The sequence below is a fragment of the Mesorhizobium sp. M0808 genome (genome assembly GCF_040320025.1).
Classification (GTDB): domain Bacteria; phylum Pseudomonadota; class Alphaproteobacteria; order Rhizobiales; family Rhizobiaceae; genus Mesorhizobium.
Window position 1 is genome coordinate 281069 of sequence record NZ_JAMYOX010000004.1, and the last position, 21403, is coordinate 302471.

The 21403-nt window shown below is 62.7% G+C and carries 23 protein-coding genes; 12 read left to right on the forward strand and 11 right to left on the reverse strand.

Annotated features, from left to right (window positions below; genetic code table 11):
• The first annotated feature begins 113 nt into the window (after positions 1-113).
• Entirely contained in the window at positions 114-461 is a 348-nt protein-coding gene (locus NKI25_RS08735; RefSeq protein ID WP_023675184.1) for a GFA family protein, read from the forward strand.
• Here the strand turns inward: NKI25_RS08735 and NKI25_RS08740 are convergent.
• Positions 458-1681 carry an MFS transporter gene (locus NKI25_RS08740; RefSeq protein ID WP_352642445.1) on the reverse strand — a complete coding sequence of 408 codons (1224 nt, stop codon included), beginning with the start codon at positions 1679-1681 and terminating at the stop codon, positions 458-460. The genes NKI25_RS08735 and NKI25_RS08740 overlap by 4 nt on opposite strands.
• A gap of 94 nt (positions 1682-1775) precedes the next feature.
• Between NKI25_RS08740 and NKI25_RS08745 the strand changes: the two genes are divergently transcribed.
• The gene (locus tag NKI25_RS08745; protein WP_023675183.1) at positions 1776-2756 is read left to right on the forward strand and encodes an AraC family transcriptional regulator; all 981 of its coding nucleotides are present in this window, start codon (positions 1776-1778) and stop codon (positions 2754-2756) included.
• A 12-nt stretch (positions 2757-2768) separates the two neighbouring features.
• Here NKI25_RS08745 and NKI25_RS08750 read toward each other — a convergent pair whose 3' ends face one another.
• The 8 genes from NKI25_RS08750 to NKI25_RS08785 form a co-directional block, all read right to left on the reverse strand.
• Positions 2769-3050, reverse strand: coding sequence for a hypothetical protein (locus tag NKI25_RS08750; protein ID WP_023675182.1), 282 nt, complete (start codon positions 3048-3050; stop codon positions 2769-2771).
• 246 nt (positions 3051-3296) lie between these two features.
• Complete coding sequence (locus tag NKI25_RS08755; protein WP_023675181.1) at positions 3297-4400, reverse strand: ABC transporter ATP-binding protein; 1104 nt, start codon at positions 4398-4400, stop codon at positions 3297-3299.
• On the reverse strand, positions 4400-5503 hold the full coding sequence (locus tag NKI25_RS08760; RefSeq protein WP_352620182.1) for an ABC transporter ATP-binding protein: 1104 nt from the start codon (positions 5501-5503) through the stop codon (positions 4400-4402). The genes NKI25_RS08755 and NKI25_RS08760 overlap by 1 nt, the downstream gene beginning before the upstream one ends.
• Positions 5500-5721 carry a hypothetical protein gene (locus tag NKI25_RS08765; RefSeq protein ID WP_023675179.1) on the reverse strand — a complete coding sequence of 74 codons (222 nt, stop codon included), beginning with the start codon at positions 5719-5721 and terminating at the stop codon, positions 5500-5502. Before NKI25_RS08765 ends, NKI25_RS08760 begins: the two co-directional genes overlap by 4 nt.
• Entirely contained in the window at positions 5718-6677 is a 960-nt protein-coding gene (locus NKI25_RS08770; RefSeq protein ID WP_352448403.1) for a carbohydrate ABC transporter permease, read from the reverse strand. The genes NKI25_RS08765 and NKI25_RS08770 overlap by 4 nt, the downstream gene beginning before the upstream one ends.
• Position 6678: 1 nt before the next feature.
• Entirely contained in the window at positions 6679-7584 is a 906-nt protein-coding gene (locus tag NKI25_RS08775; RefSeq protein WP_254816733.1) for a carbohydrate ABC transporter permease, read from the reverse strand.
• 74 nt (positions 7585-7658) lie between these two features.
• A complete protein-coding gene (locus NKI25_RS08780) occupies positions 7659-8975 on the reverse strand; it encodes an ABC transporter substrate-binding protein (protein ID WP_352633828.1) in 1317 nt (438 codons plus the stop codon).
• Positions 8976-9334: 359 nt separating this feature from the next.
• The gene (locus NKI25_RS08785; RefSeq protein ID WP_502896892.1) at positions 9335-10030 is read right to left on the reverse strand and encodes a TetR/AcrR family transcriptional regulator; all 696 of its coding nucleotides are present in this window, start codon (positions 10028-10030) and stop codon (positions 9335-9337) included.
• A gap of 109 nt (positions 10031-10139) precedes the next feature.
• Between NKI25_RS08785 and NKI25_RS08790 the strand changes: the two genes are divergently transcribed.
• From NKI25_RS08790 to NKI25_RS08800, 3 genes are read left to right on the forward strand one after another with little or no spacing between them, the layout of a single operon-like run.
• On the forward strand, positions 10140-11336 hold the full coding sequence (locus NKI25_RS08790; protein WP_352998360.1) for a Tm-1-like ATP-binding domain-containing protein: 1197 nt from the start codon (positions 10140-10142) through the stop codon (positions 11334-11336).
• An 11-nt stretch (positions 11337-11347) separates the two neighbouring features.
• Positions 11348-12187 (forward strand): phosphoenolpyruvate hydrolase family protein, encoded by an 840-nt coding sequence (locus NKI25_RS08795; RefSeq protein ID WP_352568291.1) that lies wholly within the window; start codon positions 11348-11350, stop codon positions 12185-12187.
• Positions 12188-12213: 26 nt separating this feature from the next.
• Positions 12214-12630, forward strand: coding sequence for a cupin domain-containing protein (locus NKI25_RS08800; protein WP_352456830.1), 417 nt, complete (start codon positions 12214-12216; stop codon positions 12628-12630).
• 2 nt (positions 12631-12632) lie between these two features.
• Here the strand turns inward: NKI25_RS08800 and NKI25_RS08805 are convergent, their stop codons facing one another.
• Entirely contained in the window at positions 12633-13313 is a 681-nt protein-coding gene (locus NKI25_RS08805) for a DUF4304 domain-containing protein (protein ID WP_352998361.1), read from the reverse strand.
• Positions 13314-13375: 62 nt separating this feature from the next.
• Positions 13376-14581, reverse strand: a complete 1206-nt coding sequence (locus tag NKI25_RS08810; protein ID WP_352998362.1) for a M24 family metallopeptidase — start codon at positions 14579-14581, stop codon at positions 13376-13378.
• Positions 14582-14947: 366 nt separating this feature from the next.
• Between NKI25_RS08810 and NKI25_RS08815 the strand changes: the two genes are divergently transcribed.
• The 7 genes from NKI25_RS08815 to NKI25_RS08845 all read left to right on the forward strand — a co-directional run bounded on the left by NKI25_RS08815 (position 14948) and on the right by NKI25_RS08845 (position 21254).
• Positions 14948-16558, forward strand: coding sequence for an ABC transporter substrate-binding protein (locus NKI25_RS08815; protein ID WP_352998363.1), 1611 nt, complete (start codon positions 14948-14950; stop codon positions 16556-16558).
• Between the two features lie 156 nt (positions 16559-16714).
• On the forward strand, positions 16715-17701 hold the full coding sequence (locus NKI25_RS08820; protein WP_023675169.1) for an ABC transporter permease: 987 nt from the start codon (positions 16715-16717) through the stop codon (positions 17699-17701).
• A complete protein-coding gene (locus NKI25_RS08825) occupies positions 17698-18528 on the forward strand; it encodes an ABC transporter permease (protein ID WP_352648875.1) in 831 nt (276 codons plus the stop codon). Before NKI25_RS08820 ends, NKI25_RS08825 begins: the two co-directional genes overlap by 4 nt.
• The gene (locus tag NKI25_RS08830; protein ID WP_352648877.1) at positions 18525-19361 is read left to right on the forward strand and encodes an ABC transporter ATP-binding protein; all 837 of its coding nucleotides are present in this window, start codon (positions 18525-18527) and stop codon (positions 19359-19361) included. Before NKI25_RS08825 ends, NKI25_RS08830 begins: the two co-directional genes overlap by 4 nt.
• Positions 19358-20149, forward strand: coding sequence for an ATP-binding cassette domain-containing protein (locus NKI25_RS08835; RefSeq protein ID WP_352998364.1), 792 nt, complete (start codon positions 19358-19360; stop codon positions 20147-20149). Before NKI25_RS08830 ends, NKI25_RS08835 begins: the two co-directional genes overlap by 4 nt.
• Positions 20146-20652, forward strand: coding sequence for an L-2-amino-thiazoline-4-carboxylic acid hydrolase (locus tag NKI25_RS08840; RefSeq protein ID WP_352525054.1), 507 nt, complete (start codon positions 20146-20148; stop codon positions 20650-20652). The genes NKI25_RS08835 and NKI25_RS08840 overlap by 4 nt, the downstream gene beginning before the upstream one ends.
• A gap of 197 nt (positions 20653-20849) precedes the next feature.
• Positions 20850-21254 carry a transposase gene (locus tag NKI25_RS08845; RefSeq protein ID WP_352578752.1) on the forward strand — a complete coding sequence of 135 codons (405 nt, stop codon included), beginning with the start codon at positions 20850-20852 and terminating at the stop codon, positions 21252-21254.
• Positions 21255-21403: the final 149 nt, after the last annotated feature.

Below are 21403 nucleotides of genomic sequence, written 5' to 3' on the forward strand. Positions count from 1 at the left end.
TGTCGGACTCCGCGCGCTTGCAACGTCTTAAGGTAGTAGCCAGAAACTGGCCGCAGGAGACATAGCCCGGCACGGTCGGATTTGCACCTGTCGAACCGAAGGAGGAAGGCCCGATGCTCTACCAAGGCAGCTGCCACTGCGGCAAGGTCGCGTTCGAGGTCGAAGGCGAGCTGACCGGAGCCGTTCGGTGCAATTGCTCGATCTGCTCGCGCAAGGGTGCACTGCTATGGGCAGTTCCGCATGAGAGCATGCGGGTGCTTGCCTGGGGCGATGATCTCGGCCGCTACAGCTTCGGCAACCATGTCATCGCCCACCGCTTCTGCCGCAGCTGCGGCATTCACCCCTTCGCCGAGGATGTCGGCGAAGGGAGCGGGCGAAGTGCCTATATCAATATTAATTGCATCGAGGCGTTGGACGTCGCCGCCGTGCCGGTCTTCGACTTCGACGGCCGTTCCGTTTAGGCCTTGGGGTCGTCGATCGGCTTGGGGCCAAGGAAGAACGCCGCCAGTGCCGCAAGCAACGTCGCCGCCGCGCAATAGGCGAAGGCGGTGGCAACGCCGGTATTGTCGACCAGCAGGCCGCCGAAGACGGCGCCCAACGCGATGGCGACCTGGAACGTCATAACCATGAGCCCACCGGCGCTTTCCGCCTGATCGGGGGCGGCCCGCACCAGCCAGGTCTGCAGCCCGACTGGGACGGCGCCGAAGGCAAAGCCCCAGCTGGCCACTGCTATTGCAGCCACGACGGGTGAACCTCCGACCACCAGCAGCAGGAGCGCCGAAAACGCGATCAGCAGGGGCGCCAGGCTGACGGCTGCCTTGAGGCTGCGTTCGGCAATGAAGCCGCCGGCAAAATTGCCGAAGAAGCCACCAATGCCGTAGGCGAGCAGCACAAGCGAGATCGTCTCGATGTCCAGCGCGGGGACCTTCTCGAGAAACGGGCGGACATAGGTGAAGCCGGCAAAATGTCCCGAGGCGACCAGCAGCACCACCAGCAGTGCCACCCTGATCATCGGCCGCTTCATCACCTCCAGCAGCGTGCGAAAACCTGCCGTACCTGCAGGCGGCAGCTTCGGAATGGTAGCCACCTGCACCAGCAGCGCCAGCGCACCGACCACGGCGGCGATCATGAACGCCGTCCGCCAGCCCCAGATGTCGCCGACATAGGCGCCGACCGGAGCCGCGCAGACCGTCGCCACCGAAACGCCGGTGAGAATGATCGACATGGCGCGCGGCATCAGCCGCATCGGAACGAGCCGCATCGCCATGGCTGCCGACATCGACCAGAAGCCGCCAAGACTGATCCCGAGCATGATGCGGGCAATCAGAAGAACGGGAAGCGAGGACGCAAACGCGGCCACCAGATTTGACAGCACAAGCAGCACCGTCAGTGCCCACATGACCAGCCTGCGGTCCAGCCGCTTGGTGACAATAGCCACGGTCGGCGCCGCAATCGCGCCAATGACGGCGGTGGCCGTTACCGCCTGCCCGGCGGCGCCTTCGGTGATGCCGAGATCCTGCGCAAGCGGCGTCAGCAGGCTGGCAGGCAGAAATTCCGCGGTCACCAGGCCAAAGACTCCGAGCGCCAGGGAGACCACCGCCCCCCATGCGGGCTCGGATCGTTCGCCGGTTTCCGATGGGTCGAGAACGGCGTCCATGACGCCTGTCGCGGGTTCGGTCATGAGGGATCTCCGGTCTGTTGCAGCGCAGCATTTGGCTGCAATGCAAGCAACATAGGGAGTGACTAGCTGGAGTTTCCATGCTAGAAACACCATTATGTTTGACCGTTCGTCCAAAATTCCAATCACCGGCGATCCGCTGACAGACATATTGCGGGGATTGCGTCTCGAAGGCGTCGATTACGGCCGTTGCGAGATGAAGGAACCCTGGGGCATCCATTTTCCGGCTCAGGCGGCGGCACGGTTTCATTTCATCGGCCGCAAAGGCTGCTGGTTGCTGCAGCCGTCCGGTGAATGGGTCGAGCTCAAGGCGGGCGACGCGGTATTGTTGCCGCGCGGCTCAGCCCACACGCTGGCGAGCGAGCCGGGTATCGAGGCGGCGCCGATCCACGGCTATGAGGTCGAGGAAATCTGCAAGGGTGTCTATTGCATGTCGAATGACGGCATGCCCGGCTGCCGTCCGGGGACCTTGCTGTTTTTCGGCAGCATGTATTTCAATCTCGATGGCTTGCACCCCTTGCTCGGCATGATGCCGGACGTGATGCGCGCACATGAGTTGGAGGCCTATGAGCCAGGTATCCCGCATTTGCTGGAAGCGATGGCCCGCGAGGTGACGATGGAGCGCGTCGGCTCTGGCGGCATCCTGGCGCGGCTGGCCGATGTGCTCGCCGCGACCGTCATCCGCTCATGGGTCGAGCGCGGCTGCGGCGACTCTTCCGGTTGGATTGCGGCGGTCAGGGACCGCGAGATCGGCCGGGTGCTGGCCGCGATCCATCTGGAACCGAACCGCGACTGGACGGTGGAGGCTCTGGCGAAGATGATGGGTGCCTCGCGATCAGGTTTCGCCGAGCGCTTCGCAACCATTGTCGGCGAAACACCGGCAAAGTACGTCACGCAGGTGCGGATGCACCAGGCGAGGCAATGGCTGGTCCGCGACCGGCTCAAGATTTCCGTCGTCGCGGCGCGCCTCGGCTACGAATCCGACGCCTCCTTCAGCCGCGCCTTCAAACGGGTCATCGGATCGCCGCCCAGCCATTTCCGGGCCGAGGAACAGGCGGAGATCCGCCAGGCCGGCTAAACGTTGGCCGGCTTATTGCTCGGTGATGCAGGCCGAGCCGGCGCTGCTCTTGCAATATTTGCCGGAGGCCCCGCACCTGCCATCCGAGACTTCCACGACGGTGCCGCTCAACAACAGCTTGCAGTCGCTGGTGGACAGATTGACCGTGCCGTTGAGGTCCTTGATCTTCTTGGCGTCGACCTTCGCGCCGGCGACAACTTTCTTGGCCGCCTGCGCCTCGCCCAGATGCGCCGCCGACAATCCCATACCGGCGACGAGCAGGATCATCGCAAAACTGCGGAACAGATTTCCCATAGCCAACCCTCCGTTTTGGGCCTCCAAATTGGGCTTGCAAAGCCCGTTTGGGACCAAAGGATCAGCCTATTCGACAAATCGGAGCATCCGCATCCCCCGTACGGGGGATGACGGGAAGACTCGAGCATTTCGCAGCCAAGCGGAATCACTTGGCGTCGCACAAATGCGGCTAAAACACATGGATAGAGCGGGATGCACGGTTCACTTTGAACGCATCCCGCTCTAGCGCAGTAAAGACGCTTGTACTTAGCCGGCGTGACGCAGGCTTATTCCGCTGCCCTTGTCGAACAGCACCACCTTGTCCGGGTTCCAGGCAAAGCGTACCGGCTGCTCTATCTGGACGTCGGTCCTGGCCGGCACGGTGGCGCGCAGCATGGCGTCGCCGACCCGCAGCGTCAGGATCTTCTCGACGCCATGGTTCTCGACGTCATGGACCCGCGCCTCGACCGGCGCGCCGGTCTCGAGATAGACGTCCTCGGGACGAATACCGAAGACGAGCGGGCGACCGTCGGTCGCCGCGCCCGTCTTGGCACCCCCCGAAGTCTTGGCACCCCCTGCAAACGGCAATTCGAAATTGAGCGGCGCCATCACCGCACGTCCGTTGACGAGCTTGCCGTCGATGAGATTCATCGGCGGCGAGCCGACGAAGCTTGCCACGTAGGTGTCGCGCGGATTGTTATAGATCTCGTACGGCGTGCCGGTCTGGACGATGCGGCCATGGTTGAGCACGCCGACCTTGTCACCCATCGACATCGCCTCGATCTGATCATGCGTCACGAACAGGAAGGTGGCGCCAAGCTGCATCTGCAGGTTCTTCAATTCGGTGCGCAGCGCCTCGCGCAATTTGGCGTCGAGCGCCGACAACGGCTCGTCCATCAGGAATACCCGCGGCTTGCGCACGATGGCGCGACCGATCGAGACGCGCTGCATCTCGCCGCCTGAAAGCCTGTCGGTCTTGCGGTCGAGCAGATGCTCGATCCTCAGCGTCCTGGCCGCGCGGTCGACACGATCCTTGATCTCGGCATCGGGCAGCCGGCGGATCTTCGGCTTCAGCGGAAATTCGAGGTTCTGGCGTACCGTATAGCGCGGGTACAGCGAATATTGCTGCAGCACCAGCGCCACGTCACGCTCGGCCGCGCCCCAGTCGGCGACATCGACGCCGTCGATGAAGACCTGGCCTTCGCTCGGTTTTTCCAGGCCGGCAATCATGCGCAGCGTCGTCGTCTTGCCGGCGCCGGTCTCGCCAAGCAGGACGAAGAACTCGCCATCGGCGATGTCGAGATCGAGCCCGGTCAAGGCGGTGTGGTTGCCGAATTTCTTCGAGATGTTCTTGAGTTGGATGTGGGCCATCAGAGTCTCACTCCCAGCGATTTGCCGCTCGCCGTGTCGAAGAAATGCGCCTGGCTGGGATCGATTCTGACGAAGACCCTTTCGCCGGGGCCGCTGATGAAGCCGCTCTTGGTGCGCGCACGCAGCATCTTGGAGCCGACCTTGAGGTCGACGATGTCGAAAGACCCGAGCGGCTCGACGATCTGCGTCTCCACCGGCAAGAATCCCTCGGCGGCTTCGCGGCGGACGAGGACGCCTTCCGGCCGGATGCCGAGCGCGAGTTGGCTGCCGGCATGGCCGTTGAGCTTCGACAGCAAGGCGCGCGGGAATTCGAAACCGGCGGCCGCATCGCCGACCGTGACCGAGGCCGATGAGGCTTTCTCGGTCACCGAAGTGTCGGCGACGTTCATCACCGGGCTGCCTACAAATTGCGCGACGAAAAGATTCGCCGGATGCGAATAGACCTCGTCCGGCGAGCCGACCTGCTGCAGCACACCTTCATGCATGATGACGATGCGGTCGGCGAGGCTCATCGCCTCGATCTGGTCGTGGGTGACGTAGATGCTGGTCGAGCCCTGCTTGATGTGCAGCCGCTTGATCTCGGCCCGCATCTCCTCGCGCAGCTTGGCATCGAGCGCCCCGATCGGCTCGTCCATCAGCATCGCCTTCGGCCGCCGCACCAAGGCTCGGCCGATCGCCACGCGCTGCATGTCGCCGCCCGACAGCGCCGACGGTTTCTTGGCGAGGAGATCGCTGATCTGCAGCTTCTTGGCGACCGAGCGAACCTCGCTGTCGATCTCGGCCTTGCTCTTGCGCGTCGCCCTGAGCGGAAAGGCGATGTTCTCATAGACGCTCATATGCGGATAGAGCGAGAACGACTGGAAGACCATGGCGATATCGCGATCGGCGGCCTTGAGGTGCTGGACCGGCTTGCCGTCGATGAGGATGTCGCCGCCGTCGATCGTCTCCAGCCCGGCAATCGCCCTGAGCGTCGTCGTCTTCCCGCAGCCCGACTGGCCGAGCAGCACGATGAACTCGTTGTCGTCGATCTTCAGGTTGAGGTCTTTGATGACCTGGACGGCGCCGAAATATTTCTGGACGCCTCGAAGCTCGATCTGGGTCAATGCTGTGCCCCCGGATTTGCCCCTTGCCCGGTGCCGGCCTTCTCCTCCGGCGCGATCTTGGAGGTGATGTTGAAGCCGATCAGGCCGATCAGGATGATGGTCACGCCATAGCTGTGCAGCAGCATGTTCCACGGCTGGCAGAGCGCGATGATACCGAGCACCATCAGCACCTGGCTGCCCGGTTCGAGATATTTCTGGTTGATGTCGCGAAAGCTCATTTGCGGATCGCTCCAAACGACATGCCGCGCAACAGGTGGTTGCGGAGCAGGAAGGTGAAGATCGCGACCGGCAGCAGGAACAGGAAGGTTCCGGCGGCAATCACCGTCCAGTCCGGCAGGCCGGAACCGATCTGGCTGGGGATGAAGGGCGGTGCTGTCTGGGCACGGCGGCTGGTCATGATCAGTGCGAAGGCATATTCGTTCCACGCCGTGATAAAGCAGAACACGGCGGTGGCGGCGATGCCGGTGGCGGCCTCGGGCAGCACGATCTTGAAGAAGGCCTCCATGCGCGTATAGCCGTCGACGAGGGCCGCCTCCTCATACTCCTTGGGGATCTCGTCCATGAAGCCCTTCATCAGCCACACCGAGAAGGACAGGTTGAAGGCGGTGTAAAGGATGATCAGGCCGATATGGGAATCGTTGAGGCCGACCGCCCGGTACATCAGGAACATCGGAATGGCGACGACCACCGGCGGCAGCATGCGTGTCGACAGGATGAAGAACAGTAGGTCCGCCTCGCCTTTTACCTTGAAGCGCGAGAACCCATAGGCGGTGAAGGTGCCCATGCCGACGGCCAGGACGGTCGAGGTTATGGCAACGATCAGTGAGTTCATGAAACGGCTCGGATAGCCCGACCACTGCACCTGGCCCTTGCCGTCGCGCACGATCTTTTCGCCCCCATTGAAGACGACGCGCTCCCACCACGGCGCAGCCGCGTACTCCTCCGGCGACGGCGGGCTGCGCAGCTGCGAACGCTTGGTGAACAACTTGACGAAGGGCGATATCTCCGGCTGGAAAACCACCGTCGGCGGAATGGTGGTGGCGAGGTTGCGCGGCTTGAACGCCGTCGAGGCGATCCAGTAGATCGGCGCCAGGAAGATGATCGTCACCAGCAGGACAGCGACGATGGCGACCCGGTTGAAGGTGATTTCGGAAGAAGTGCGGACTGCGGCCATCTCAGCGCTCCTTCACCTTGTTGAGGTATTTGACATAGATGTTGGTGATCGCCAGCACCATGATCAGCACGATGTAGGCGAGCGCGCAGGAACGCCCGGTCTGCCATTCCTGGAACGCCATCTTGTAGAGCCGGATCGAGATCAGCTCGGCCGTCGGCTGGCTGGTCAGGATGTAGGCGAGGTCGAAGGTCTTGAACGCCTCCATGGTGCGGAAGATGACCGCGATCATCAGGATCGGCGCAACCAGCGGCAGCGTTATGCGGAAGAAGGTGTAGAACGGCCCGGCCCTGTCGATCGCGGCTGCCTCGTAGAGATGCTTGGGCACGGCCGACAGGCCGGCCAGCGACAACAGCATGACGAAGGGCGACCACATCCAGATGTCGGTCAGCGCGACCGCATAGAGCGCCATTTTCGGATTCGACAGCCATTCGAAGGTGCCGAGGCCCAGCGCATAATTGATGATGCCGAAGGACGGATCGTAGAGCAGCTTCCAGAACAGGCCGACGACGGCCATCGACAGCATCATCGGCAACAACAGGAGCGTCGTCAGCAGGCCCTTGAGCGGAATGTCGCGATTGAGCAGCATGGCCACGCCGAAGCCGACGAGCAGCTGGCCGGCGACCGAGATGATGACGTATTTTGCGGTGATGGCGAAGTTGGACCAGACATAGGGATCGCTGAGCAGGTCGCGATAGTTTTGCAGCCCGACGAAATTCGCCGCCGCGCTGGTCGAGGCGCGGAAATCGGTGAACGAATAGCCCAGCGAATAGATCAGCGGGAAGATGTTGAAGACGATCAGAAACAGGATCGTCGGGATGATGAAGAGATTGCGGATCGAAATGTCGCTTAGACCGCGAGCGGCGGCCCGCGAGGACCTGTCCAGCGTGGTGATCATCGTGGTCGCCAAGACTCTGCTCCCGGTTCAAAAATCAGAAAAAGAAACGGAGGAGGCACGAACGCCCCCTCCGTGAAACTTCATACTTATTGGCCGCGGCCGTATTTCTTGAAGGTCGCGTTCCAGTCGGCTGCCAGTGCGTCCAGCGTCTCCTTGGCGGTGCCTTCGCCGCCGATCATGTAAGGATAGATGCGCTGGTTAAGCTGCTGCAGCAGTTCCGCGTATTCCGGAACCGCCCAGAAGTCCTTGACCTTGAACATGGTCTCGTAGAACGCCTTGTTGTAGGGCGTGGCGTTCTGGAATTCGGGCGACTTGAGCACGGCGGCACTGCAGGTGTAGCCGCCGAGCGCTGCCCATTTCTTCTGGGTCTCGTCCTTGATGAACCATTCCAGGAACTTCGTCGCCTCTTCCTGCTTCTGCGAGTAGGAAACGATGGAGATGCCCTGACCGCCGAGTGCGGCGAACTGGTCGCCGCCAGGTCCGGCTGGATTGGCGAAGAAGCCGGTGTTCTTGGCGTTCGGGTTCGACGCCTCGTTGATCAACGAGGGGAAGAACGCGAAGTAGTTCATGCTCATCGCGGCCAGGTTTTCAGTGATCGCCTGGTTGTCCTCGACGAAGAACGACTTGGCCCAGCCCGGAGGCGTGAACTTGTAGAGTTCCTTGTAGGCGTCGAGCGCCGCGATCGCCTTGTCGGAGTTGATGAAGCCATCGACCTTGTAGGTCTTATAGTCACCCAGCTCGCCGCCGAAGGAGAACAGCGCGTTTTCGAAGCCCATCGCCATCGCGTCATAGGAATTGTCGGTGTAGATGGCGATGCCGTATTTTTTCTGGTCCGGCCGGTAGAAGAATTCGGCGATGTCGCGTAGCGCCTTGAAATCCTTCGGCACGTCGAGATCGTAGCCATACTTGGCCTTGAAGGCTTCCTTTTCCTTGGGGTCTTCGAACCAGTCCTTGCGATAGGACCAGCCGACGGCGTCGCCTTCGAGCGGAATGGCCCAGTACTTGCTGCTGCCGCCCGGATATTCGGCATAGTATTTCACCGTGGCCGGTGCCATCACTTCACCGACCTTGTGCTTGTTGAAGAACTCGGTCAGGTCGACATAGTGGCCACCGGTCGAGCCGGCACCGAGCCATTGCGAGTCGCCGACGACCATATCGTAGGCGTCGCCATGGGCGTTGAACTCGGTGAAGGCCTTGGTCTGGAAGTCGGGCCACGGTGTGGTTTCCACCGTGATCTTGACGCCGGTTTCCTTCTCGTACTCGTTGCCGAGTTCCTGCAGGTAATTGGCCGGATCCCATTCCGCCCAGAAGATTGTAAGTTCCTTTTCCTGCGCGTAGACGGACGTTCCGCAGGTGAGCACTAGGCCGATACCAGCAAGCAAGCTGGTCATTGTCTTGCGCATAATGATTTCCTCCCTTGTGCGCATTCTACCGCGTCATGCGAGCCGGCGGCGAGGCCGGCCCTGGTAGTCCTCCCGTGACGGCACCGTTCCGGTTTTTGAGCCTCCTCGTTCGACCGAAACGGATCTTAGCCTTCACCCTTTGATCCGCTTTATTTGTCCTGATCTGGTATTACCAATTTCAGACGAACGTCAAGCTCTTTCTTGGACGGTGGCGGACACGCAGACAAGTTGGTTTCTGCGATATCTGTCTGTTTTCCCTGAATTTTCCTACTCCTTGATACATAAGTGCCTTGCTTAGGCCGCTGCATCGCTAGTAGCACAAATGGTCAGGTTGAAAATCTGGTCGAACCAGATTGGCCTCATCTAACGGCCCTCGTCGGCGCGATCCCGTCACCTTCAGCCATCGATTCCGTCACCGCCGCACGCACCAGTGCGCCGGCCGCCCATTGCGCAACCGACATCGTACTGCGGCTATCCAATCCCCATATATCCTTTAAAACGATCAGCACCTCAACACCGAAGATCAATGACAGCGCCTGCGCGAGCCGCTTGAATTCGCGCGGCGGCAACCGGCCTTTGAGTGGCGCGATCGCATCTTTCAAAAGATCGACGCGATGGCCGCGCGTGAAGGCAGGTTCGCCGTCAAGCGTGCCTGCCTGTCGCTGCGCCCACTGGTCGAGCGACAGTTTCAGCGCCGCCTTGAACGTCGCTTCGAAGACCTCGATGCGCGGCATGGCGGTCTCGAACAGCTCGGCGACCCGGCGCTCGGGATCGGCAGAGCTCGATTTCCACGTAAGGATCGGCCCAAGCCCCTCATCGACCACCGCCTGCACCAACGCCGCCTGGCTCGGAAAATACCGATAGGCGGTGGCGCGCGAGACCTCCGCTGCCTCCGCCACCTCGCTGACGGAGGGCGTGGCGCCCGCCTGCATCAGCTTTGTCGCCGTCTCCAGCATGAGACGCCTGGTGCGCGCGCGGGCCCCGCGCTCTACCTGGGGGTTCGGCCCTTGGCTGGCATCGTCGTCCATTGCCGCTTGTTGACGTGAGACATTCATGTCAATACGATACGCGTGTCTCAAAAAATTGCAATGGCCCTTCGCGCCGTCGAACGGCCGGGCAAAAAGGGGCGGCAGCGCCGAGCACGCCCAAGACCGGGGAAACGCGATGAAGCGCATCTATGTGGTGGGCACCGCCGACACCAAGGGCGAGGAACTCGCATTTCTGGCCGATGCGGTCGCGGCTACCGGCGCTTCGATTGCCCGTGTCGACATCGGAACACGCGGCGCGACCGTGCCGGTCGATGTTTCGGCAGACGAGGTCGCCAGCCACCATTCCGAGGGTCGCAATGCCGTGCTCGGCGTCGACGATCGCGGCACCGCGGTGGCGGCGATGGCTGCCGCCTTTGCCCGGTTTGTCCAGTCGCGCAGCGATATTGCCGGGATTATCGGCATTGGCGGCGGTGGCGGCACCTCGATCATCACCGCAGGCATGCGCACGCTGCCGCTCGGTCTGCCCAAGATCATGGTTTCGACGTTGGCCTCGGGTGACACCGCGCCTTACGTCGACGTCTCCGACATCGTCATGATGCCGTCGGTGACCGACATGGCCGGCCTCAACCGGCTTTCGCGTGTCGTGCTGCACAATGCCGCCCAGGCGATATCAGGCATGGCGACAAAGCCGGCGCCGCCGCCCGAGGGCAAACCGTCGCTCGGCCTCACCATGTTCGGCGTCACCACGCCATGCGTGACCGCGATCGCCGATGAGCTTCGTTCGACTTATGACTGCATGGTCTTTCATGCCACCGGCACCGGCGGCCGCACCATGGAAAAATTGGCCGACAGCGGCCTGTTGTCAGGCGTCATCGACATCACAACGACCGAAGTCTGCGACTTGGTGCTTGGCGGCGTGCTGCCGGCGACCGAAGATCGCTTTGGCGCCATCGCCCGCACCGGGCTGCCTTATGTCGGCTCGGTCGGCGCGCTCGACATGGTCAATTTCTGGGCGCCGCCGACAATTCCGGAACGCTATCGCGGCCGGCTGTTCTATGAGCACAATCCAAACGTCACACTGATGCGCACCACTGCCGACGAAAGCAGAACGATCGGCGAATGGATCGGCACAAGGCTGAGCCTCTGCCAGGGTCCGGTTCGTTTCCTCATTCCGGAGAAAGGCGTGTCGGCGCTCGACATTGAAGGCGGCGCCCTCTTCGACCCTGAAGCCGATGCCGCTTTGTTCGAGGCGATCGAGCGTACCATCAAACCCGCCAAAACGCGGCGCGTGCTGCGCCTGCCGCTTCATATCAACGACCCCGAATTCGCCTGGGCTGCCACAACGGCCTTCCTCGACATCGCCAGACAGTGAGACACCAAGACATGGCCGCCATACCGCGCAAGAAAATCCTGGAGAAATTCCGCAAGATGATCGCGGACGGCGTGCCGATCGTCGGCGGCGGTGCCGGCACCGGCCTGTCGGCCAAGGCAGAGGAAGCCGGCGGCATCGACCTGATCATCATCTACAATTCCGGCCGCTACCGCATGGCCGGGCGCGGCTCGGCCGCCGGCCTGCTCGCCTATGGCAACGCCAACGAGATCGTCAAGGAAATGGCCTACGAAGTGCTGCCGGTAGTGAAGAAGACGCCGGTGCTGGCCGGCGTCAACGGCACCGATCCCTTCGTCATCATGCCGCTGCTTTTGGCCGAGTTGAAGACGATGGGCTTTTCCGGTGTGCAGAACTTTCCGACCATCGGCCTGTTCGACGGCCAGATGCGGCAGAGTTTTGAAGAAACCGGCATGGGCTTCGGGCTCGAGGTCGACATGATCGCCGAGGCTCACAAACTCGACCTGTTGACCACGCCCTATGTCTTCAACCCAGACGAGGCGCGCGCCATGACAACAGCTGGCGCCGACATCGTCGTCGCCCATATGGGGGTGACCACCGGCGGCTCGATTGGCGCGACATCGGCTAAATCGCTGGACGACTGTGTGAGCGAGATCGACGCCATCGCCAAAGCGGCACGCTCAGTGCGCGAGGATATGATCCTGCTTTGCCATGGCGGGCCGATCTCGATCCCGGACGACGCCAGATATATTCTCGAGCGCTGCAAGGGCCTGCACGGGTTCTATGGCGCCAGTTCGATGGAGCGGCTGCCGGCGGAAGCCTCGATCGCCAGGCAGACGGCGGATTTCAAGGCCGTCACGTTCGGCGCTGCGTAGAGACCAGCAAAAAGAAGGGTGGGACGATGACCGACAACAGCAAGGTATTCGTATATCCAAAAGACGTTAGCGCCTTCGGCTTCGACTGGGGCAGGCTGTCGCTGACGGTCGCTCCCGAAGTGAACGGCGCAAAGCGATTTTCCGGTGGTGTCGTCGACCTACCGTCAGGCAAAGGCCATACGCGTCATAACCATCCGGGTGCGGAGGAGATCATCTTTGTCATCTCAGGCAATGGCGAGCAGATGGTCGAAGACGAGAAAGGCAACCCGGTCGTCGAGAAAGTCGGCCCCGGCTGCACCATCTATGTGCCGGAAAGCCGCTTCCACTCGACGCTCAATACCGGCGACGGGCCGATGCAGCTTTTCGTCGTCTATTCGCCGGCCGGGCCGGAACTGGCGTTGCGGGAGTTGCCGGATTTCAGGTTGATCCCGCCGGGCAGATAATGTCACAGGCTGAGGCCAATCTTCATCGCACGAGCGACCCTTGCTAGGTTGTTAGTATCGCTTCCCAGAGCGAGCCTATCCGGCAAAGTGGGGACATCGCGCTCTGATCGGAAAGCATCCGGCGAAGGTAAGCGCGCCACCCAATAGGACAAACAGTTTTCCGCTGCCTCTGGACCAAGCTGCCAGAGTACAAATCGAACAGCATTTTCAGGGAACATGAAGCCCGGAACTTGAGAACATGCGACCTGTTCGGCTAGTTTGCGCGGAACGTCGAAACGTTCGAAGAGCGGCAGGACAGTCGTTTGGATGTTGGCAACGATGTTCGCGATTTCAGCCTGGCGGGTATGCGGGTTTACGATGTTCCATGTCCGCCAATGATGCGGGGTTCGCAAATTGCCAAGCTGTCCACCGGCGACCCAATCGCTGGCACTGGCGGGCCAAGCGCTTCGCTCGTCCCACTCCTTTATTGCCTTGCTGTAGACCGACGCATGCACGACGAGTTCGACGTACTCGCCGCCGACGTTTAGATAGTTTGATTGAAAGGAGATTTTGAATGCCCAGTCGCCGGCCCGACGACTCGCATGAGGACCGCTTTTCGCAAAGCGGAACCCAATCGGTTCGAATTCCATGGAGATCTGCTCGCACCCGTCGATAAAGACCTGCTTGGGCAGTTCGCGTTCCATATCGGCAAATGCTCGCTGGCGTGACCAATTATTTGCTCGGACGAGGTAATCTCAAGAACGGGCTAGGTACCAGCGCCTAAGCCGCCCCCGCCCCCGTTCCAGCCCCGGCCCCGATCGCCGAACATGACGTAACCGGCATCGGTCACCGCCACCGTGTCCTCCAGCTTGATGAAGCCGCGCGTCGGGTGGAGCATGGTCGTCTCGACCGAAAGCACCATGTTCTTCTCCAGCGGCTTTGCGGCATAGGTGCCTTCATAGGTCACCGGATGGTTGGTCATCAGGAACGGCGCTTCATGCGTGATCAGCCCCATGCCATGCGCGAAGAAATCAGTATAGGCCGCAACCTTGGATTTCTTCAGAACGCCTTCGGCACGAGAAATCATGTCATCGCCCAGCGTGCCCGCCTTGACCTTGGAGAAGGCCGCCTGCTGCACTGTCTCGATCTCGGCCAGCAGATCCTCGAGTTCGGCGTCAGGGTCGCCCAGCACGCCCATGCGGCAAAGATCGCCGATATAGCCGTGGTAGTTGCCGCCGGAATCGATCGACATCACCTCGCCCTTCCTCCACGCCTGCGGCGAGGCGGCGCGGTTGTGGCTGGAGCCTAGCGTCAACAGGCAATATTCGAAATGCGCGCCGCGATTGGTCTCCTCGCGCCTGAGCTGTTCGATGATCTCGCTCTTGGTCGTGCCTTCGCGTGCCCAGCCGATGGTCGCCAGCATGGAATCGGTGATCAGCTCCGAAGCGATGCGCAGCTTTTCCAGCTCCGCCTCGGTTTTGATTGCCCGCATGCGCTCCAGCATATCAGTCGCATCGATCAGCTTGGCATCCGGCAGCGCGTTGCGGATCAGCATATAGGCGTCGGACGGCAGGAAGGCGGGCTCGATGCCGATGCGGGCATTGCCCTTGCCGATCTTTCGCAAATGCTCGACCGCCAGATTGGCGGCATCGAGCGTACCCCAGCAGGCGGCATGCAGTGTCGGCGTCCAGAACGGATGATTCTGGTGCTCGCCGCCTTCCATGCGGTTGCCGATATAGGCGGCATGCTCCGGCCCACCTTTCTCATAGACGACGACAGGCAGATAACGGCTGTGGCCGATTGCATCCATGGCGGCGAAGAAGATGAACTTGTAGCCGCCAAGCAGATATTGCGTGTTGTGCTTGGAGGTGGCGAGCAGCACGTCGATGCCGGCCTCCTCCATCAGCCCGTCCACCCTGGCCTGGTCGAACGGCACGCTGCCGACGGCATTCTTGCCCGGGGCAATGTTCATGTCTCTCTCCCTGAAATCCCTTAGCCGGCCGCTCGCCGGCACCGGCTTTTCCGGCTCTGAACCTCGGCTATGCTTAAATCTGCATCATTTTGCCCGATCTGGTCCAGCCAGAACGGGCGAACCAGCCCCAAAAGCTGCTCCACCTGCTGCACTTTACTCCAGTCTGGTCCTGCTAGAACCGCGCGTCGAACCGTTTTCTGTACAACTGGTCCAGCGGACGGAAATTTCAAAGCCACGTAGGGATGCGCCAATTCCGTCTTTGGCGAAACTCCGCACAAGGCCCATAATCAGCTTTGCAGGATGCTTACGAGCGTCCGAGGGGTACGGCGGACCCGGCCGGGTCCGCGGAGAGGACGGAGTTCGATCATGCCAGAGTTCACCATTTCCAGACGTACAATGCTGGCCGGTTCGGCATTGCTGTTGGCCTCCACCGCCATGCCGACGATCGGCTCGGCGCAGACGCCGAGAAAGGGCGGACGACTGGTTGTCGCCGCCGATTCCGAGCCGCGCAATCTCAATCCGGCGATTGTCGCCTCGAACGGCGTCTTCTTCATTTCGAGCAAGATCGTGGAAACCTTGGCCGAGGCCTCCTTCGGCGGCAAGGACGGGCTCGATCCGCGCCTGGCGCTCAGCTGGGAAGGTGCCGCCGACGGCCTGTCGGTGACGTTCAAACTGCGCGAGGGCGTCAAATGGCATGATGGGAAGCCATTCACCTCAGCCGATGTCGCCTTCTCGGCGCTGCAGGTCTGGAAGCCGCTGCAGAATCTCGGCCGCACCGTGTTCAAGGATCTGGAGGCGGTCGACACGCCGGACGAAGCCACCGCCGTGTTCAAATTCGCCAAGCCGACACCGTTCCAGCTGATCCGCAACGCCTTGCCGGCGCTGAGCAGCGTGGTGCCCAAGCACATCTACGAGACCGGAAAGATCGAGGACAACCCGGCCAACAACGCCCCGGTCGGCACCGGACCGTTCAAATTTGCCGAACACAAGCCCGGCGAATATTACCGGCTGGAGAAGAACACCGACTATTGGGGCAAGGACGAGCCCTATCTCGACGAGATCATCTATCAGGTGCTGCCGGACCGCACGTCGGCGGCCAGCGCCCTGGAAGCCGAAGAGATCCAGCTCGCCGCCTTCTCCGCCGTGCCCCTGGCCGATCTCGACCGCATCTCCAAAGTGCCCGGTCTCAAGGTGATCACCAAGGGTTATGAAGGGCTGACCTACCAGCTCGTCGTCGAGATCAATCATCGCCGCAAGGAGCTGGCCGACCTGAAAGTACGCCAGGCGATCGCTCACGCCATCGACAAGGATTTCGTCGTCAAGACGGTATTCCTTGGCTATGCCGCCACCGCCACTGGCCCGGTGCCGAAAAACGACCCGCAATTCTACACCGCCGACGTGCCGACCTACGCCTTCGACGTCGCCAAGGCCAACGCCTTGCTTGACGAGGCCGGCTACAGCCGGGGCGATGACGGCAAGCGCTTTTCACTGAGATTGCTGCCGGCGCCTTACTTCAACGAAACCAAGCAGTTCGGCGACTATCTGCGCCAGGCGCTCGCCGCCATCGGCATCGACGCCCAGCTGGTCAACAACGACTCTGCCGCGCAGATCAAGGCGGTTTACACCGACCACGCCTTCGACCTTGCGGTCGGGCCGCCGGTGTTCCGCGGCGATCCGGCGATCTCGACCACCATCCTGGTGCAGAGCGGTATTCCCGACGGCGTGCCCTTCTCCAACCAGGGTGGCTACAAGAATGCCGATCTCGACGCCCTGATCGCCAAGGCATCGGAGACGCTCGACACCGCCGCCCGCACCGAACTCTACAAGGAGTTCCAGAGAAAAGTTGCCGCCGACCTGCCACTGATCAACGTCGCCGAATGGAGTTTCATCAGCGTCGCCCGCGATACGGTCAACAACATCGCCAACAACCCGCGCTGGGCGGTATCGAACTGGGCGGACACTTGGCTGGAGGCTTAGGCAGGTCGGCTCAAGGCTTGCACATCGCCTATGTGGGTGCTCAGCTTCGGCTATGAGAGTTCCTTCGCGCCCCCCTCTGTCCTGCCGGACATCTCCCCCACGAGGGGGGTGCCGAACGCAGCGCCGAAGACTTGGCTCTCCTGTCAGTGCTGCGCCATGACCCGCGCCCTCATCCTTCTTCGCCGCCGTCTCGTTGGCAGCATCTTCGTGCTGCTGATCGTCGTCGTCGGCACCTTCCTTTTGCTCGAAGCAGCGCCCGGCGACGCGGTCGATGCCTATATCGTCTCGACCGGCGGCGACGCCGGCATGATCGAGCTGTTGCGTCACCGCTGGGGTCTCGACCAATCGGAGCTGACGCGGCTGGCCAACTATCTCTGGGCGCTGCTGCATCTCGACCTTGGCCAGTCGGTCACCTTCTCGCGGCCGATCCGCGACGTCATCCTCGAGCGCCTGCCTACCACGCTGCTGTTGATGGGCAGCGCCACCGCGCTCTCCTTCGGCCTCGGCTCGGCGCTCGGCATCTATGCCGGCGCCAGACCCGGCAGCTTCCGTGATCGCTTCCTGTCCATCGGCTCGCTGGCGCTCTATGCCGTACCGGGATTCTGGCTCGGGCTGGTGCTGATCATCGTCTTCGCCGTCGACCTGCGCTGGTTTCCGATCGGCGGCATCGAGAGCATCGCCTCGGGCAAGACCGGCCTCGATCGCGCCGCCGACATCGCCCGCCATCTCGTCCTGCCGGTGTCCGCGCTCGGCTTCATCTATCTCGCGCTTTACCTGCGCATGATGCGCGCCGGCATGGCCGAAGTCTGGCGACAGGATTTTGTCCTCGCCGCCCGCGCCAGGGGACTTTCCCGCCAGCGCATCGTGCTCGCCCACGTCGCCCGCAACGCATTGTTGCCGCTGGTCACCATGCTTGGCCTGCAGTCCGCGCAAATGCTGGGCGGCAGCGTCGTCATCGAAAGCGTCTTTTCCGTGCCCGGCCTTGGCCGGCTGGCGCAGGAAGCGGTGGCCGCGCGCGACACGCCGTTGCTGCTCGGCATCATTCTCGTCAGCGCCGTTCTGGTCGTCATCGTCAACCTTCTCGTCGACATCGCTTACGCCTTCCTCGATCCGCGCGTCGGCGCCAGTGAGGCCGGTGCGTGAGCCCGCTTCGCCGCTTTCTTCGCACGCCGGAAGCGATCGCCGGCGCGGTCTTCCTGGCGGCACTGTTTGCCGTGGCGCTTGCCGCACCTTTGTTCTTTCCCGGCGATCCGCAGGCGATTGCCGGGCCGGCATTGCTGCCGCCATTCCAGGACTGGTCGCTGCCACTGGGCACCGACCGCCTAGGCCGCGACGTGCTTGCCGAGCTTTTCCATGGCGCCCGTACCTCCCTGGCGGTCGGGCTGGCAGCAGCAGCCGCCGCCCTTGCCGTCGGCGCCGTGATCGGCACGTTGGCCGGCTTTGCCGGCGGCCTCGTCGACGAAGTGCTGATGCGCATCACCGACGCTTTCCAGACCGTGCCGGCCTTCCTGCTAGCTTTGGCTTTCGTCAGCATCGTCGGGCCATCGCTCGGCGTCGTCGTCGTGGCGATAGCGCTTGGCGCCTGGACAGGACCGGCACGCGTGGCGCGGGCCGAAGTGCTGTCGATCCGCGAGCGCGATTTTGTTGCCGGCGCCCGCGTCATCGGCATGCATCCGCTGGAGATCGCCTTTCGCGAAGTGCTGCCCAACGCATTGCCGCCGGTACTGGCATTGTCGTCGGTGATCGTCGCCGCGGCGATTCTCACCGAAGCGGCATTGTCCTTCCTCGGCCTTGGCGACCCCAACCGCGTAACCTGGGGCGGCATGATCGCCGAGGGCCGCGCTGTGCTGCGCACCGCGCCCTTTTTGTCGATCATTCCGGGCGTAGCGCTCGTGCTGACCGTGCTCGGTGTGTATCTCACCGGCGAAGGCGTCGTCGAGACGACGACGGTGAGGAGGAGCCTGTCGTGACGGCGCTGCTTTCGATCGGTGATTTGTCGGTGACTTATCGCCGCGACGGCGCCGAGGTCGCGGCGCTGAAACATATCAGCCTTGACGTCGCGACTGGCGAGCGCTTTGCCATCATCGGCGAGAGCGGTTCGGGCAAGAGCACGCTGGCGCTTGCGATTGCCGGGCTGCTGCCGGCCTCATCCAGGATAGAGGGCCGCATCGATTGGGTGCCCCCATCGCCATCCCGGGGCGCCAAGGATCGCCAATCTTTCCTTTTTCGCAATAGCCTCCCCCTCGGTGGTCGCGACATCGGCTTCGTTTTCCAGGACCCCTCGGCCAGCATCGATCCGGTGATGACGGTCGGCAAACAGATCGCAGAAGTCGCGCACGCCCATCTCGGCCTTGCCTGGCGAGACGCCTATACCAGGGCCAGGGACCTGCTCGAACGCGTCCGTCTGCCCGTTCCCGATGCCGCCATGCGCGCCTACCCGCACCAGCTATCCGGCGGTCAGAAGCAGCGCGTGGCCATCGCCGCAGCGATCGCGGCCGGCCCGAAACTGCTAATCGCCGACGAGGCGACCAGCGCGCTGGACACCATCGTGCAGGCCGAGATCGTCGCGCTAATTCGGCAATTGGTGGCCGAGGACGGTATGGCGCTGCTGTTCATCAGCCACGACATCGCGCTGGCCGCCGAGCTTGCAGAGAGCATCGCCGTGTTCCGGCATGGCGAACTGGTCGAGTTCGGTTCGACGGCGCAGGTCGTCAGTGCGCCGCGTCACGCCTACACAAGGGCGCTGCTCGAAGCTCATCTCGGCCTCGACGCCGAGCCGCTGCTGCGGCAGACCGGAACATGAGCGGTCCGCTGCTCGCCGTTTCCGGCCTGACCAAACGATACCGTCGCGGCGGCAAGATCATCGCCGCGGTCGACGATGTTTCCTTCCACATCGAACCTGGCGAGACGCTGGCGCTGGCAGGACCTTCCGGCAGCGGCAAGTCGACGATAGCTCGGCTGATGCTGCGGCTCATCGAACACGACGCCGGCAATATCGAATTTGAAGGCAGCGAGTTCCTGTCACTGAACGGCGCTGCCTTGCGCGACCGGCGCGCCCGTCTGCAGATGGTGTTTCAGGATCCGCTCGCCGCCTTCAACCCGCGCGCCACGGTGGCGCGCGTGCTCGACGATCCCTTGCGCATCCACCATATCGCCTCGCGAGCCGAACGCCCGCGCCGCATTGCCGCTCTGCTGGAGCGCGTCGGCCTCAGCCCAGGTCTCGCCGGCCGCGCCATTCACGAAATTTCCGGCGGCCAACGTCAACGCGTCGCAATCGCCCGCGCCATCGCCACAAAACCGTCGCTGGTCGTGCTCGACGAGGCGGTGTCGGCGCTCGACGTGTCGGTGCGCGCGCAGATCCTGCGGCTGCTGCTCGACCTTCAACGCGAGGAGCGCATCGCCTATCTGTTCATTTCGCACGATCTCGGCGTCGTCCGTGCCATCGCTCACCGCGTCGCCATTCTGGACGCTGGGCGCATTGCCGAGAGCGGCGACGCCCGCGACGTCATCGACGCGCCGCAATCTGCAATCGGCAAGGCGCTGGTGGCGGCAGCGCCAAGACTGCCAAGGATCGAACAGGACGCCTCATGACCGACGCCGAAGCCCGAGCCGAAAAACTGTCGCGCGAACTCGATTCCGCCTTCCGCAACCGCGCCGATCTTTATCGTCTGCTCCTCGATGAGCTGACTGCGGAACTTGGCGCGGAAAAAGCCGAGGCGATCATGATCCGTACCATCGAACAACGCGGCAAGGAGGTTGCGGCGGCGGCCTTCGCCGATTTCGGCCCGAACGACGCACCGGCGATCGGCGAGGCGTTCCTGGCCGTCAGCCCGGATGGCGGCCGCATGTATCCGACCGACGTCGAACGCAGCCAAGGCCGCATCGCCTTCAAGGTCAAGCGCTGTCCGCTGAAGGACGCCTGGGTCGAAGCCGGCGTCGGCGACGAGAAGCTCGCCACGCTCTGCCGCATCGCCGGCGCCTTCGACCGCGGCCTGTTCGAGGCCACCGGGGTGCGCTTCGACAACGTCACCTGGACGCCGGGCCACGGTTCCGGCTGCTGCCATATCGCTTTGACCAACCGGGATGCCGGCTAGAGCTGCATCCATGCAGCACATTCAGGTGCCGGCGAGGACGTGGAACGCCGTCCCGGCGCGAGCTTCGGTGTTTGGCAGCACGCCCCAAAACAAAACCCCGGCGCCGTAAGGCTAGTAAGCGCCAAGCCGACCCCATCTGGCGCGGCTTGAGGTGATGAGCGAGAGATAGTGACACTGAAGAAGCCGAGGAGCTTACAGTGTCAATTTCTATGTCTGCGCCTAAGCCTGATGATAGAAGTTTCCATGTCCTTGAGGCGGTCCCGAACCGGCTGGAGGCAAGCCCGCAGCGTCCGCGGCGGCGCTGGTCGGCGGAAGCGAAGTCGCGGCTGATCGAGGCGACACTGAAGCCGGGCGCGAATGTATCGGCCATCGCCAGACAAGCGGGGATGGCGCCAGCCCAGCTGTTCGGCTGGCGGAGCAAGGCGATCAAGAGCGGTGCGGTCACGCCGCGGCGAGATGCGGATCGGCTTGGCTTTGTCGAGGTCACCCAAGCGGCGTCTTCGGCAGTGGAGATCTGTTTGGGCGATGTGGTCATTCGGGCCGGCGCCGACGTCGGCCAGGATCATTTGGCCAGGATTATCCGGGCGGTCCGCCAGGCATGATCCCGGCCGGCGTGAAGGTGTTGGTCGCCAGTCATCCCGTCGATTTTAGAAATTATGTGGAGCGCCGGATTATGCGGAGTCCGCAGCGGCAATTCCTTGCCGCCTGCGGTATTTGAGCAGCGATCACTCGACATAATCTGCCGATCGGC

Coding starts and splice junctions, on each gene's coding strand:
- NKI25_RS08735 (WP_023675184.1), top strand. CDS start 114: ATGCTCTACCAAGGCAGCTGCCACTGCGGCAAGGTCGCGTTCGAGGTC.
- NKI25_RS08740 (WP_352642445.1), bottom strand. CDS start 1,681: ATGACCGAACCCGCGACAGGCGTCATGGACGCCGTTCTCGACCCATCG.
- NKI25_RS08745 (WP_023675183.1), top strand. CDS start 1,776: ATGTTTGACCGTTCGTCCAAAATTCCAATCACCGGCGATCCGCTGACA.
- NKI25_RS08750 (WP_023675182.1), bottom strand. CDS start 3,050: ATGGGAAATCTGTTCCGCAGTTTTGCGATGATCCTGCTCGTCGCCGGT.
- NKI25_RS08755 (WP_023675181.1), bottom strand. CDS start 4,400: ATGGCCCACATCCAACTCAAGAACATCTCGAAGAAATTCGGCAACCAC.
- NKI25_RS08765 (WP_023675179.1), bottom strand. CDS start 5,721: ATGAGCTTTCGCGACATCAACCAGAAATATCTCGAACCGGGCAGCCAG.
- NKI25_RS08770 (WP_352448403.1), bottom strand. CDS start 6,677: ATGGCCGCAGTCCGCACTTCTTCCGAAATCACCTTCAACCGGGTCGCC.
- NKI25_RS08780 (WP_352633828.1), bottom strand. CDS start 8,975: ATGCGCAAGACAATGACCAGCTTGCTTGCTGGTATCGGCCTAGTGCTC.
- NKI25_RS08785 (WP_502896892.1), bottom strand. CDS start 10,030: ATGAATGTCTCACGTCAACAAGCGGCAATGGACGACGATGCCAGCCAA.
- NKI25_RS08790 (WP_352998360.1), top strand. CDS start 10,140: ATGAAGCGCATCTATGTGGTGGGCACCGCCGACACCAAGGGCGAGGAA.
- NKI25_RS08795 (WP_352568291.1), top strand. CDS start 11,348: ATGGCCGCCATACCGCGCAAGAAAATCCTGGAGAAATTCCGCAAGATG.
- NKI25_RS08800 (WP_352456830.1), top strand. CDS start 12,214: ATGACCGACAACAGCAAGGTATTCGTATATCCAAAAGACGTTAGCGCC.
- NKI25_RS08805 (WP_352998361.1), bottom strand. CDS start 13,313: ATGGAACGCGAACTGCCCAAGCAGGTCTTTATCGACGGGTGCGAGCAG.
- NKI25_RS08810 (WP_352998362.1), bottom strand. CDS start 14,581: ATGAACATTGCCCCGGGCAAGAATGCCGTCGGCAGCGTGCCGTTCGAC.
- NKI25_RS08815 (WP_352998363.1), top strand. CDS start 14,948: ATGCCAGAGTTCACCATTTCCAGACGTACAATGCTGGCCGGTTCGGCA.
- NKI25_RS08820 (WP_023675169.1), top strand. CDS start 16,715: ATGACCCGCGCCCTCATCCTTCTTCGCCGCCGTCTCGTTGGCAGCATC.
- NKI25_RS08835 (WP_352998364.1), top strand. CDS start 19,358: ATGAGCGGTCCGCTGCTCGCCGTTTCCGGCCTGACCAAACGATACCGT.
- NKI25_RS08840 (WP_352525054.1), top strand. CDS start 20,146: ATGACCGACGCCGAAGCCCGAGCCGAAAAACTGTCGCGCGAACTCGAT.